Genomic DNA, 13,734 nt, shown 5'->3' with positions numbered 1-13,734 from the left:
CGCCGCCGCGCCGTCCCGGAGCATACTTCGAGGCTCCTTACGCCCCGAAGCTCGCGATGATCGGCGCGTGCAGCGAGCCGAGAATCGGATCTGGCGCGGTCGCCTCGTCGGCGAGGCCTTTGTTCATGATCTCGACCCGCTCGCAGCGCGCGGCGAGCGCGCGCGAGACGAGGATGTGATCGAGCAGCGTCTCGCGTCCCGCATGAATGACGCTGTAGCGCGCCGGCTGCGGCGCCCGCTCGGCGAGGGCGACGAGCGCGAAAGGGGCGTCCGCATCCTCCTCCGCCGCGCCGCGCAAGATGCGCGCCGGCGCGTCGAAGCCCTCGGAGTTGAGATCGCCGCAGACCGCGATCGACGCGCCCTCGTCATCGGCAAAGAGGCGATCGACGAAGAGCCGCGTCTCCAGCGCCTGGCCCTCGCGCTTCTGCGCGGCGAGGAATTGTCCTTCGGCGAATGCGGGACCGCAGCGCGCGCCGCTCGCCCCGGACAGAGGGACCGCGCGGGGCGCGCGCAAATGCAGGTTCAACACATGCAGCGCGGGCCCGTTCGGCGGCGCGATGCGCGCATAGAGCGCCGGGCGATCGAACAGGATCTCGACAGGCGCCGGCGCAGCGGGGGGCGTCCAGCGCCAGGGCGCGATGATGTCGTGGTGGAGCTGGCGCGTCTCGACGATCGGCCAGCGGCTCAATATCGCGAGATTGTGAATGTCGGCCGGCGCATCCGTCCCCGGACGCAGGCTCGTCGCCCGAGAGAAGCCGTCATAGAGCGTGCCGGCGACGAGCCGGTCGAGCGCGATGAAGCGCCGCGGCGCATGCGGCGCCGGCCGCTGCGCATCGACCTCCTGCAGGCACAGAACATCGGCCGCGATCGCCGCGAGCAGCGGACGCAGCACGGCGAGCCGCTGCTCGAACGCCTCTTCGCCAGCGGGCGACCAGTCGAGATTTTCGATGTTGAAGCTCGCCAGCCGAAAAGCGGTGGACATGCGGGCGCCCCCCGCGCGCCCCTCTCCCGCGGGGCGCGCGGGAGAGGAAGCGATTCACCCGAGCCGCACGTCACGCCGCCTTGACGGAGATGACCTTCTCGGGCTTTTGCGCCGCGGCCGACTTCGGCAGGCGCACGGTCAGCACGCCTTTCGTGAAGGTCGCGTCGATCTTCTCCTTATCGACATCCTCCGGCAGGCGGAAGGCGCGACGGAACGCGCCGAAGCGGCGCTCGGACAGGAAATAGCCCTTGTCCTTCTCCTCGCGCTCCTCCTTCTTCTCGCCGCTGATGACGAGCGAGCCATTGTGCAGCTTCACCTCGATATTCTTCTCGTCGAGCCCAGGCAGCTCCGCCGTGACCTGATACTCCTGGTCCTTCTCCACGAGATCGACCGCCGGCGTCGTCGCCCAGCCGAGCGAGAACCGTCCGAACGGCTCCAGGTCGCTCGGCGTGGCCCGCTGGAACGGCGCGTCCTCGAACAGCCGGTCGATCTGCCGCCGCAACGTCTCGAACGGATGCCAGTCGAACAGGCCAGAGCTCGGCGCGGTCTCCCTCTGCTGCCGCACGGGAACTTTGCTTTCGGCTTCCGCCATTTTCGCCTCCTCGTCTTCAAGGATCGGCGCGCCGGCTTCGCGCAGGACAAAGCGCCGCGCCGCATGGGACGCCTCAGACGTAGGGGCGCGGACGCGAAAGGCAATGCGGCGAAACGCCGGAAACCCGCCCGTCGGCTCTGAAAGACTCGCTCTTCGACCTCAATTTGCGATCACGACGCGCCGGCCGGCGCTCTGCGCTCGGACTCCTTTCTTATACATCGTCTCGACGAGCCCGGGCGGCTCGGAGAAGACGCCGGCGGTCTGCGCCTTGGCGCGGAAGGCGAAGCGGTAATTGCCTTTCGGCAGCGCGTCATAGGCATAGAACACGCGATCGTCGCCGAAGGAGACGCTGGTCGGCGCGAGAGTGGGCGCGAAGGAGGGCTGCGCCTCGGCGGGCGCGGTCGCGAGCGCCGGATTGAGCGGCTCGAAGCCGGCGGGCAGCGGCAGAGAGATCGCCACATGGGTGCGGTCCTGCGGATTGACGAGCTCCGCCGTCTCCTCGATCACATCGCCGACGGCGAGCTTCACGGCGCCGTCGTCCGCCGCGATTCTTTCGAGCGGCGCATCCGCCTTGCGGACGCGCAGCAATTCGCGCGTCAGCGCGAAGCCTTCGCTCAGCGGCGCCGCCGTCGCGCCGCTCTCCTTCGGCTCGTAGCGCGTCTCGACGAGCGCGACGATCGGCGCTTGTCCGCGATTGGCGATCGCGATCGCGGCGGGCGCCTCGCTCGTCTTGCGCAGGATCGGCATGTTCGCGTCGAGCGTGATCGTCTCCGGCGCCGCGTCCCCTTGCGCGAGCGCGATCGCCAAGGGCGATTGCGGACGCCGCCACACGTCCGCGAGCGCGTCGATGGCCGCAGCGTCGGCGTTGGTCGAGCCCCAGCCGTCGCCTTCGCCCAAGCGCAGCAGCGCGTCGCGCAGCAGGCCCGCCCGAGCATCCGTCGGAGCGGCGAGCGCCGTGGCGCGCACCATCTCCGCGAGAGCGCGCGTCTCGGAGGGCAGGATGGTCGGATTGCCGGCGTCCGCCGCCTGGCCGGCATAATATTGCACGCCATTGCGCGAGAGGATTTTCACGCGGCTCCACATGATGTCGAGCAGCGCGTCGACGATGCGGCGATCGCCGGCGCTCGCGCGCGCGGCGGCGCGCGCCAGCTCGGCGACGCTGGCGTTGGGCATCGCATCGGCGTGGCGCGCCAGCTCGGCGACGTAAGACTCGTCGAGCTTGCCGCCCTCGGCGAGCGCGATCAGCGCCTCGACGCGCTCGCGCAATTCCTCGCCGGAGAGCAGGCGCGGATAATCGGAACGCAGCGACAGCTTCAACACATTGGCGAGACGCTCCGCGAGCGGCTTGTCGATCGGCTCACCGGCGCGCTCGGCGGCGGCGAGGAAGGAATAGGCCCAGGCGGTGAGCGAGACATTGCCGCGCGCGCGGGGCCAGAAGGCCACGAGGCCGTCGCCGTCGATCGATTGGTCGATGGCGCGGATCGTGTTGCGCACATCGGCGCCGATGCGGCCCTCGAGCCCCGCCGACGAGAGGATCGGCGCGAAGCTCTTCAGCGCCAGCGACGCGCGCGCGAGCGACAGCCGCTGCTCGGTGCAGCCATAGGGATATTCGGCCAGCGCGTTCAGGCCCGCCATGAGCTTCACCAGCGCCGGATCGCCGGCGAGCGTCATCTCGCGGCGGAAGGAGCCGGGGCGCGCGTCATCGGGCGCTGCGGGAAACGTCTTTGTCTCACCGGGCGCAATCTCGACGATCTCGTAACGGCGCACGGGCAGACGATCCGGCTCGATCGGCAATTCGATCTGCACGGCGTCGCGCGCATGGTCGGCGTCGCGCTCGACACGGAAATCCAGCGTCGCCGTCTCCTTGCCCGACTCCGGAACAGTCGCCGCGACGTCTATGCGCGCGGGCTTGTTGGCGACCCAGGCGAAGGCGTGCGGCGCATCGCTCGCGAGCGCCAGCCCATCCGCCGTGATCGCCGCCTTGCCGCCGCCGCCCGGGCCTTCGACCACGCGCGCGATCAGCGAGACATCGACAGCATCGCCCCGCCGCAGGAAGCGCGGCAGCGCCGGCTGCGCGACCAGCTCCTGGCGAATGAGCATCTCGCCCGTCGCGAAGCCGAAACGATCCGGCCCACTCACCGCCTTGGCGCGCAGCTTGAACACGGTGAGCGTGTCGGGCAGCTTCACCTTGATCTTCGCGATCCCATCGGCGCCGATCTTCACGCTCGGCAGATAGATCGGCACGGGCGTGAAATTCTTGCGCACGCTGACATTGGTTTCCGCGCCCCATTCGTCGAGGCCGGCGTCGCCGCCCGGAATCTCCTCCAGCGGAATCTTGCCGAAGGCGAGATTGCGCGTGTCGCGCGCCGCGAGCCTCGTCTCGCGCTCGACGATGAAATCGGGCAGCGGATCGAGCGGGCGTTCTTTCGCGAGCGACAACACCGCCTGATCGACCATCCAGAAGGTGGCTTCGCCGGCGAGCGGCTTGCCGAGATCGTCGGAGAGGCGCAGCGTCGCCTCGACCTCCTGTCCCGGCCGCGCTTTCGCGGGATAGTCGAGCTTCACGGTCGCAATATTCTTCACCGGCGTCACCTCGACCCATTTGGTCGCGGCGATCGTCACCGGCTTGCCCTGGTCGATGTTCGACGCCGGCGCCGGCGCGCTGTCCTTCAAGCGTCCGCGCATGATGAGGAAATGCACGGCGAGCTTGGGCGTCTGCTCTTTTTTCAATGTCAGCGCATAGCGCCCGAAGCCATTGGCGATGTCGACGAATTGATAATCGAACACGCCGTTCGGCTGCTCGACGATGGCGAGCGCCTGCGCATTCTGGAACGGCGACTGGATGATGAGCGTCGCCGTCTCGCCCGGCGCGTAAGCCTGCTTGTCGGTCGCGATCGTCGCGGTGGAGGCGGGCGGCCGCTGAAACGTCACCGGCGTATTGCCGCCGACGAAGAAATCGACGCTCACCTGCTGGCGCCGGCCGATGCGGTCATAGGCCTCCAACTGGACGACATAGACGCCGGCCTCGCGCGCCTCGAGCTCTATTCTCTGCGCCTCCTTGGCGCTGGTGAGCTTGCGCTCGAGGATCGTGTCCTCGATCACCTGCGTCACATATTTCGCCGCGCCCTGCGCGAAGTCCGAGGCCTGCAGCGTCGACACCCAATTGCGCCTGACGAAGCGCAGCGTGACGGGCAGATTCTCCACCGCCTCGCCCTTGCCGTCGAGCGCGATGAATTCCGGCGTGACGGCGCCGGGCCGCTCGACATAGCGCGGGATCTTGAGCCCGAGCATGAAGGGCGGCACGGCGATCACATTCTGCACATTGCGCACTTCCAAGCCGTCCTCGCCGGTCACCGTCGCCTCGATCGAATAGCGGCGCGGCTGCGCGGTCGGCTCGATGGTGGTGTCGAAGCTCATGCGCGAGGCGCCGCCGGCGTCGGTGCGCGCGTCGCGCTCCAGCACCGGCGAGGATTTGAATTTTCCCTCGCCCGAGAAGCGCGCGTCGGTCGAGAACAGAAAGCCCTCACGTCCCGGCGGCTGGAACAGATGCGGGAATTGCACGGCGCGCCATTTCACCGGACGCTCGGCGACGAGTCCGCCGGCGAAATAGCGCGCGAGAAGGTCGACATTGAACTCGCCGTCGAGCGGCACGATCTGCGGCGCATTGAGCACGACCTCGAAGGTCGGCAGGCGATAGGCCTCCTTCTTGAACGGGAATTGTCCGCAGGAGACAGTCTGCGGCGCCGCTGTTTCACTCTCCTCGCCTTCGCTCTCTTCCGTCTTCTTCGCCTTGGCGCCGTCGGGCTCGAAGCGCAGCGCATAATCGCCGGTCGCCGGCGTCTGCGCGTCGAATTTGTGATAGAAGCTCCCCGCAGCGTCGAGCTTCACCGGAATGCGCCATTCCTGATTGCCGGGGCCGGAGACGACGAGCGTTCCGCCCGTTTTGGCGACGCTCAATCCGCCGTCGCGATAAGCGCGCACGAAGCCTTTCACATGCACCGGCTCCTCGGGCCGATAGATCGGCCGCTCGGCGAACACATGGCAGAGGATGCGCGGCTCCTCCTTGCGCGGCGTGTCGGGCTCCGTCGTCCAGGCGAGCCAGGCGCCGTCGGGCTTCGTCCAATTCTCGCGCGAATATTCGGACGGCGCGTCATTGGCGTCGATGACGAGCGTGTCGAGGCCCTTGCTCACGACGACGCGGCGCAGCTCCGCCTCCGCGCGCTTGCCGGGATCGTAAGAGAAGAAGCCGGAGGCGTCGGTGACGCCATGCGCGAGCGTGACGAACTTCTCGTCCTTCACGCCCTCGAGCCTGATCTCGGCGCCCGCGATCGGCTTGGCGGTCGAAAGCGAGGTGACGGCAAAGCGCACGCGCGCGCGCTCCTCGATCGCGCCCAGCGTCAGATCGGTCAGTTGCGCGCGCAGCCAATGGCGCTTCTTGTCGTCCACCGCGCGCAGACCGACGAGATAGGTTCCCGGCTGTTCGGCGCCGGCGATCTTGGCGAATTCGCCCGAGAGGTCGAGGCCGAATTTGGCGTCGGCGCCATTGCGGCGAATCGGGAGATCGAGCAGCGCCGAGACCGCGGGCGAGCCCAGCGCCTTTATGCGCTCGGCGATGGCGGAGGCCTCCGGCGCGGCGTTGTCGCTCCAGCGCGCCGGCTCATTGCCGGGCAGCGGCGGCGGTGCGGAATCCTCGGTCTCGACCCCGGCCTTCGGGAAGGGCCAGAAGTCGCGCGCGAGCGGATCGATTGCATGAATGCGGATGTCGGCGCGATCATAGCCGCGCCCGCGCAGAGGCAGCAATTGCGGTCCGAAGCGCTCGACGATGCCCTGCGCGGTGTCCCATGCGAGCGCCGGCCTGTCGCGATCGAACGCAAAGCGCTGCGAAAAGCGCGCGGCGAGCGCGCGCTTGCGGATATCGCGCAAGGCGCCCGGCGCAACGACGAGCTCATAGACGCGATCGGAGAGAAATTTGCCGTAGATCTCGAGCCTCTTATGATCGATCTCGACCGCGAGATCATCGACCGGCGGCGTGACCCGCAACGCCTCGCGCGCGCGCAAAATGTCGATTGCGTCGGGCTGCTCGGTGAAGGTCAGCGTCAGCCGACGCCGATTGGCGGGCTGATAGGCGGGCGCCGCATTCTCCTCTTCGCCTTCCGACGCCGACGAGGCAGAGCCCGCGAGCGAATAGCCGAAGGCGCAGCGCAGCACGCCGTCCTGCTTCTCGTCGCTCCAGCCGCGACCGCAGCTCGCTTCCGTGACGGCGAAGGGCGCGGCGGAGCGCGCGCGCAATTCGAATGTCTCGTCGTCGAGGCCCGGCTCGTCGGCGAGCTTCAGGCGCAGAATGGCGACGCGGCCGTCGCGCACCGGCTCGCGCAGACGAATGGCGACGCTCTGCCCGGCGCCGCGATCGGCGCGCTCCAGCGCGCGAATGTCATAGTCGCGCACTGTCAACATCTGGCCGCCGAGCGGAGAAACGCCGGGCGCGGGCCGCAATTCGATGGTGAGCAGCCGCGACAGCGCGGCGAGGTCGACGGGCTCCGGAAAGGTGAGCGTGATGCGCTCGAGATCGGCGAGCGGCTCGGCGCTCTCGCCCGGCTCCGTCGAGGACGGCGTCGGCAGCAGCGCAACGAGGCGCGTCGCGGCGCCGGCGGCCTCGACGCCGACGCGCTCCAGCGGCTTCCACGGCTCGGCGGGACGGAACTGCAGCGCGCGCGCGCCGATCCAGCGCCACTCGCCGGCCGGCTCCGGCGACAGCTTCACGAATTTCTCATGCGCGTCCTCGGGTCCGCCCGCCTTCGGCCCGGCGTCGCGATCGAAGAAGACGGTGATGGGATCGAAGCTGCGCAGGAATTTTTCCGGCACGACGCGCGCGCCATCGGCGCGGCGCAGCTGATCGAAAGCCTGCGGCTCGGCGCGCAGCGGCGTTGCGAGCGAACAGCAGGCGAGGAGGACCATGGCGACAAAACGCATCGGATGCCCTTTGCAACAGGCGTTCCTCATCGCGAGGAGCGCAGCGACGAAGCGATAGAGGGGCCGCCCCACGGCTCTGGATCGCTTCGCTGCGCTGGCGATGACGGCGCTGTGAATGTCGAACAAATTGGAAGAACGTTTCATCGCAGCGCCTCGAGGCGTCCTCCCATTCAACCCGCAGCTTCGATCTTCGCGCGAGCGGCGCTCGCGAGAAACGCCGATCATGTGAGGCCGGCGCGCTTCGCCGCCTCGTCGATCGCATCCAACAAACCACGATCGAGGGAGATGTTGGCTTTCACGGGGCGACCCGTTTCCTCTATGAGCGGAACCGAGAGAAACACGGCCCCTTCGGCCAAGGCCGCCTTCACATCTGGATCGCGCCGCAAGGCGGCGACGCTGCGCGGCGAGGGGACTGCGCCATCCGCGCGGGCGTCGTGGACCCATTCGCCGAGCGCCTCGATCGCATTGGAATAGGCTTCATTCTCATCGACGCCCATGGCCGTGCAGCCGGGACAATCGGGAAAGGCCACTCCATAAGCGCCCGGCTTTCCGTCGAGCAGAGCGAAAAAGCGTTGCATGGCGTTCTCCCTCACCATCCCGCGGCTCTGGCGATGTTGCGCGCGACGCCGGGCGTCAGCGTCTTGTGACGCGGGACCATGATTTTGACATGCGATCGGGATGTGCGAATTTGTCGTGCTTCGCGCCGCTCCGGTCATTTCCGTCGGCCCTTTTCCGCGAACTCCGCCACCACCTCCGGCGGCGGGCCGGAGGGTGGCGGGGCGAGGCCGCGCAGGGAGAGGCGCAGCGTCGTCGCCGGCGCGTCGACGGGCGCGCGCGCCTCGACAAAATAGCGGCCCGGCTCGAGCCGCGTGATCTGCGCGGCGCCTTCGCCGATCGTCTTGCCCGCGATGTCGAGGAGCCGCAGCTCGGCGCGGTCCGGCTCGGCGCGCAGGCCGAGGCCGATCTCGCCTGCCGTCTTCACCTCGAATGTGAACAGCGCCGCGCCCCCGGGACCGAGCGCGACGGGCGCATTGACGCCCTCCGTCACGGCGATGACCGGCGTCGTCGACAGGGTGAGCGAGCCGGAGAGCGGGCCGTCCTGCGGCGAGAGGATCTCGACGAGGACGCGGCCCGGCGCTGCAAAGCGATGCAGCTCCACGCCCGCCGGAAATGTCGAAATCTCGCGCACGCCGTTCTGCGTCACGGCGACGATGGCCGGCGCGCTCGCGCGAATGTCGAGGACGGCGGGCGCGGTCGGATCGAGCGCGAAGGCCTGCGCCTCGCCGCCGAGCGCCGTCGCGAAGGGCGCGCTCACCGCGCGGGGAGCGGGCGACGGCCAGGGCGATGCGCCGGCGCGCTCGATCCAGGCGGCGACGAGGCCCGGACCATGGGCGATCACGACCTCGCCGGGTCCGCCGAGCCGCAGCGAGCGCCCACGCGCGACCCGCCCGTCGTCGCCGACGAAAGTCGCGTCGCCGCCGGCGACGACCAGCACGTCGCCGGCAGTGGCCTCGACCCGATGCGCGGTCTCCCCCGCCGCGCCGAAGAAGCGCTTGGCGACGCGACCCGCCGCCAGCGGCTCGTAGCGCTCGGCCGCGAGGGCGAGGCGCGCCGGCGCGGGACGCTCGGTCGGATTGACCAGCCAGATCTCGCGCGGCCCCTCGAGGCGGCGCGAGAGCGGCGCGGCGTCGGCGAAGGCGGCGAGGACGCGCGGCTCCTGCGGAGCGGAGAAAGCGGCGAGGCCGCTCGCAAGATCGAGCGCCAGCGAGCCGCCCGCGCCCTCCAGCGTCACCGGCTGCGCGGTGAAAGGCGGGATGACGCCCGTGAACAGCGTCTCGGCGCGCTGCGGCGCGGCGACGGCGACGTCGATCGGCTGTGCGGCGAAGCGCAGCGGCGAGGCGCCGGAGGCGTTCCAGAGGCGCGCGGGCTCCGCGCCGGCCAGCGCCAGCGCCAGCGCCGCGCCCGGCGCCACGGCGAAGCCCCGCCCGGCGGCGACGCCCGGCTGGCCGAAGGCCGCGCGCGCGAGCCACAGACGCGCTTTGCCGGAGGGCGGCGGGGCGGTCGGCAGCACGGCGCGCTCGCCGGCGCCGAGCGTCAGCGCGATCTCGGCCGCTGTCGGCGCGAGCGACGCGATGCGGGCGGGCGCCGCGCAGTCGCCGCGCGCGAGCAGCCACAGAGCCTCCGACTGCGGCGCGAGCGCGCCGGCGGGCGCGGACTCGAGCAGCCTGCCGGGAGAAGATCCCGCGACCAGCGTCGCCGGCGCCGGACCGACCGAGACCAGCGCCGCGCCGGGGGCGCGGACGAGGCCGACGCAGAGCCGGCTCGTCAGCCCCTCGATCGGCGCCGGCTCCAGGATCGCATTGCCGAGCGGAGCGGCCGGTCGCGCGAGGCTGCGCGCCGCGAGCGAGATGGGCGCCTCGGCGCCGCCGACCACCCAGACGACGGCGCGCCAATCGCCGAGCTGCGCGGGCCAAGCGGCGACCGGCGCGAGCCCGCGGTCCTGTCCGACGACCAGCCAGCGCCCGTCCGGCGCGCGCTTCTCGATCGACAGCGCGATCTCGCGGGAGGATTGCGCGGCGACGAGCATCAGCCGCCCATCGGTGGCGACGGGCAGCGCGAGCTCATGCGCGCCAGCGCCGGAGAGGGTTCGAACGCCCGAGAAGGTCAGCGCCTCGCGCGGCGTCGCGACCGGCAGAGCGAGGCGAATCTCGACGCCAGCGGGATCGTCCCGTTCCCCCGCTTCCTCGACGGGCCGATCCTCCCGCCCGGCTTCGTTCTCGCCCTCCGCGGATTCGTCGCCGCCGGATCGCGCCTTGCCCTTCCGCGCGTCGAGACGCAGCCGATAGGCGCCGGCGGGCAGCCGGCGCGACAGCGACAGGTTCCAATCCTCGGCCCGGCCCTCGAGCCGCTCGATCGCCGCGCCGGATTCGTCTTCCAGCGCGCCGATCAATTCCTCGTCGCCGAAGCTCGTCACATCGACGATGCGGTCCTCGGCGATGGAGAAAGGCAGGGTCGCCGGCGGCCGCGCGAAGCGGGAGGCGCCGGGCTGCAATTGCCTCGACGCGAGCGTGATCTGGTAGTCGAGCCGATCGTCATGGGCGAGGCTGCGCGCCTCGATCCGATAGGCGCCGGCGGCGAGCGTCCTCGCAAATTTGCGGCCCATGGCGAATTTGCCGAGGCTCTCCGCGCCACGGAAAATTTCGGCGATCATGCCGTCGCCGATGTCGATCTCGACATCCGCCTCGCCCGCCAGCGCAAAGGTCCACACATCCGGATCGCGCGGAGCGTTCTTCGCCGAAGGCTCGCGCCATTGCAGCCTCTGCGGCGCGTCGAAGGGCAGCGCATGCGGGCCATGGCCGGCGAGCGGCGCCGGCGTCACGAGCTTGCGCAGCCGGGCGACGAAACGGCCCTCGACATCCTCGGGCAGCACGACCAGCCGATAGGTCCCCGGCTCGAAGCGGCGGACGAGATGCGTGATCGGGCCGGGGGTCGTCAGCGGCCAGCCGTCCGCCTCCTCGAGCCGCGCGCGCCATTGCCTGCCGAGGCCCTGCACGTCGAGCCGGTAGAGCCCGGCCTCGGCGATCTCGATCGGCGCGACCGCGCCGCGGCCGCCGTCGAGCGCGGCGCTGGCCGCGCCTTCGCCGACGAGCGGCGCGGTCGCCGCCAGGGCGACGGGTTTCACGGACAGGCCGAGATGACCGGCCGATTCGCGCGCGGTGACGGCGGCGCGATAGGCTCCCGCGCGCAGATAGGCGGTGATCAGCGCATTATGCCCGGGGCCATTGTTCTCGGCGTCGCCGAGATGCGGCGTCACCGCCGCGCCGAGCGCGAGACGTGTCTGCAGCCGTCCGAGCGTCTCCACCCGGTAGAGTCCGCCCTCGGGCGCCTCGAAGCGGAACTCGCGCCGCTCGTCGCGCGCGAGATCGAACCAGGCGGGCCGCGCGGCGGCGATAGAAACGGCCGGCGTCTCCTTCGCCGGCTCGCCCGCCGCGACGTCCGGCTCGGGCGCATGGATCACGGCGACGGCCTGCGGGCGGGAGATCGCGGGCAGGCGCACCGTCGCGAGCCGAATGTCCTTGTCGATCTTTTCTTCGGCGATGGATGCGGGACGGCGCGCGCCGGTTTCGTCGACGATCAGAATTTTGCCCGCGCGCGGAGCGCGGACCGGCAGCAATTCTTCGCCGCCCGCCGAACGCCAGAGCGCCGCCGGACCTTTCTCCAGCTCGGCCGGGAGAGCGGTCACGCGGGGGCCGGTGACGAGGCCCGGGGCCGCATTGGCGAGGATGAAATAGGAGCCGGACTTGTCGAGCTCCTGCCGGCCGAAGGAGATCGCCGCCCGCGAGAGCGGCTGCGCCGCGAGCGCCGGCGAGAGGCCGGGCGGTCCGAGCGTCAGATCGAGAACGCCGACGGCGCCGTCGACCGGCTCCAGCGACAGCGCGTAATAGCCCGCCTGCAGATCATAGCGCAGGGGCAGGCGCCCGTCGGCGCGCGGCGGGGCGGCGGCGAACGCCGGCTCGATGATGGCGCGCACGCGCGGGCCGACGACGCCGATCGCGACCGGGCCGCTGTCGGCCGCCTCGAACAGCAGCGTCGTCGGGCCGCGCAGATTGAACCTGGCGCGATAGGCGCGGCCGCCGCCGATCTTCGGCAGATCGGCGGCGAGCACGCGGGCGCCGCCATTTTCCGCGCGCGCCAGCAGCGCCGTCACGGGGACCTCGTCCGCGCCCTCGCCGGCGACGTCGAGCGCGACGAGATGCGGGCCGGAGCCCTCGACCGTCGCGCGACTCGCCCGCTTCAGCGCGCGCAAGGTGAAGGCCTGCCCCTCGAGGCCGGAAATCTCGACGCTCGCCGCCGTCTTGCCGTCGGCGGCGAGCGAGAGGAGCGCGACCGGCTCGCGGCTCTTCTTGTCGATGACGTCGACCGCGGGCGCGCCGGCGCCGCGGCGCGCCTCCAGCCGCGCTGCGACCGGCTGCGGCAGCTCGAGGCGAAACGCATCATAACCCGCCGGCGCCTCGAACCGCGCCGAGCCGAAGGGACCGAGCGTCCCATCGACGACGCCGGCCGCGAGCGAACCCTGCTCGATCCGGCGGAGCAGGAGGGGCTGCGCCGTCCCGCCGTCGGGCCAGATCAGCGGCTCGCCTCCGTAAGCGGTGAGGACATAGCGGCCGGGCTCTGTCGTCCCTTCGAGCCGCAGGCGGGTCATCGGCCGCCCGGCGCGCGGCTCGGCCTGATCCCGCGCCGGCAACAGATCGACCAGCTCCCCGCCGGCGCGCCACAGCCGCAAATCGCGCAGGGATCGGCCCAGCGCCTCGACGGCGACGCGCCCGGAGGCGCCGACCTCCAGCGCATAGGAGCGCTGCGTGAGATCGCCGAGCTCGGCGGTTGTCGTCCGGCCCGGCGCCGGCGCCTCGCCGCCCTTCTGCAGTTCCGTGAAGGGCGCGGCGGAGAGCGCGATCCTGCCGCTCGCGCCCTTCGCGCCGAAGACGCGCAGCTTGTAGACGCCCTTGTCGAGCAGCTGGTCGAGGCGGCCGTCGCGCGAGCCGGCGGCGCCGGCGACCTCGCCGGGGCCGGCGATCATGTCGACGAGCTGGAGCGCCGCGCCCGTGGCGCTGCGCGCCGCGACCGCATAGCGGCCGGGCCGCGCAATGGTCAGCAGCGCGAAGCCGTCGCGGTCGGCCGGCAGATCATTCGCCGAGAACCGGCCGGGCGGTGAATGCGGCGGCTCCTCGGCGGCGCGCGATGAGGCCGGCGCGAAGGCCGCGAGGGCGACCAGAGCCGCCGCAACGGCGAGATCGCGAAAATTCGACTGTCTCATGCAACCTCTCCGCCACCCCGAACGCCGCGCGCGCGGTCCGCGAGCCTAGAGCAGTTTTCGATCCGAGTGGATCGGAAACCGCTCCAGAGGCTTGCGTCGAAATTGAAGGCCCGAAGGCCCCCTCCCTCACCCTCCCCCGCTGCGCGGGAGAGGGAGGCGTCGACGTTTCGCGAACCGTTTATGAAGCGCCGAATCTGCTCCCTCTCCCGCGCAGCGGGGGAGGGTTGGGGGGGCGTCGAACACCTTTCATCTTCATTGACGCAAGTCACTCGGCCTTTTTTTTGATTTGGAGCGAATTCCGATCGGAAAGCGCTCCGATTCGACGAGCCTTCGCCTGTCGAGCGGACATGCCGCTCGACGAGCGTCATGCGCGCA

General features: G+C 70.8%; 5 protein-coding genes. All 5 read right to left on the bottom strand.

Annotated elements, in window-relative coordinates; all coding sequences use genetic code 11:
• Positions 1–37: 37 nt before the first annotated feature.
• Positions 38–982: an endonuclease/exonuclease/phosphatase family protein gene (locus K3F48_RS11310; protein WP_222575547.1), complete on the bottom strand. Its 945-nt coding sequence runs from the start codon at positions 980–982 to the stop codon at positions 38–40.
• Between the two features lie 70 nt (positions 983–1,052).
• On the bottom strand, positions 1,053–1,574 hold the full coding sequence (locus K3F48_RS11305) for an Hsp20/alpha crystallin family protein (protein ID WP_222575546.1): 522 nt from the start codon (positions 1,572–1,574) through the stop codon (positions 1,053–1,055).
• A gap of 159 nt (positions 1,575–1,733) precedes the next feature.
• The gene (locus K3F48_RS11300) at positions 1,734–7,688 is read right to left on the bottom strand and encodes an MG2 domain-containing protein (RefSeq protein ID WP_222575545.1); all 5,955 of its coding nucleotides are present in this window, start codon (positions 7,686–7,688) and stop codon (positions 1,734–1,736) included.
• A 77-nt stretch (positions 7,689–7,765) separates the two neighbouring features.
• Positions 7,766–8,122, bottom strand: a complete 357-nt coding sequence (locus tag K3F48_RS11295) for a type II toxin-antitoxin system HicB family antitoxin (RefSeq protein WP_222575544.1) — start codon at positions 8,120–8,122, stop codon at positions 7,766–7,768.
• 134 nt (positions 8,123–8,256) lie between these two features.
• Complete coding sequence (locus K3F48_RS11290; RefSeq protein ID WP_222575543.1) at positions 8,257–13,359, bottom strand: hypothetical protein; 5,103 nt, start codon at positions 13,357–13,359, stop codon at positions 8,257–8,259.
• Positions 13,360–13,734 lie beyond the last annotated feature (375 nt).

It is taken from the genome of Methylosinus sp. Sm6 (genome assembly GCF_019802345.1).
GTDB lineage: Bacteria > Pseudomonadota > Alphaproteobacteria > Rhizobiales > Beijerinckiaceae > Methylosinus.
Note: the sequence above shows the minus strand (reverse complement) of the source record. Positions and strands in the feature narration are given on the sequence as shown.

Excerpts from the sequence above, each read along its gene's own strand:
- K3F48_RS11305 (WP_222575546.1), bottom strand. The coding sequence starts at position 1,574 with ATGGCGGAAGCCGAAAGCAAAGTTCCCGTGCGGCAGCAGAGGGAGACC.
- K3F48_RS11310 (WP_222575547.1), bottom strand. The coding sequence starts at position 982 with ATGTCCACCGCTTTTCGGCTGGCGAGCTTCAACATCGAAAATCTCGAC.
- K3F48_RS11300 (WP_222575545.1), bottom strand. The coding sequence starts at position 7,688 with ATGAAACGTTCTTCCAATTTGTTCGACATTCACAGCGCCGTCATCGCC.
- K3F48_RS11295 (WP_222575544.1), bottom strand. The coding sequence starts at position 8,122 with ATGCAACGCTTTTTCGCTCTGCTCGACGGAAAGCCGGGCGCTTATGGA.
- K3F48_RS11290 (WP_222575543.1), bottom strand. The coding sequence starts at position 13,359 with ATGAGACAGTCGAATTTTCGCGATCTCGCCGTTGCGGCGGCTCTGGTC.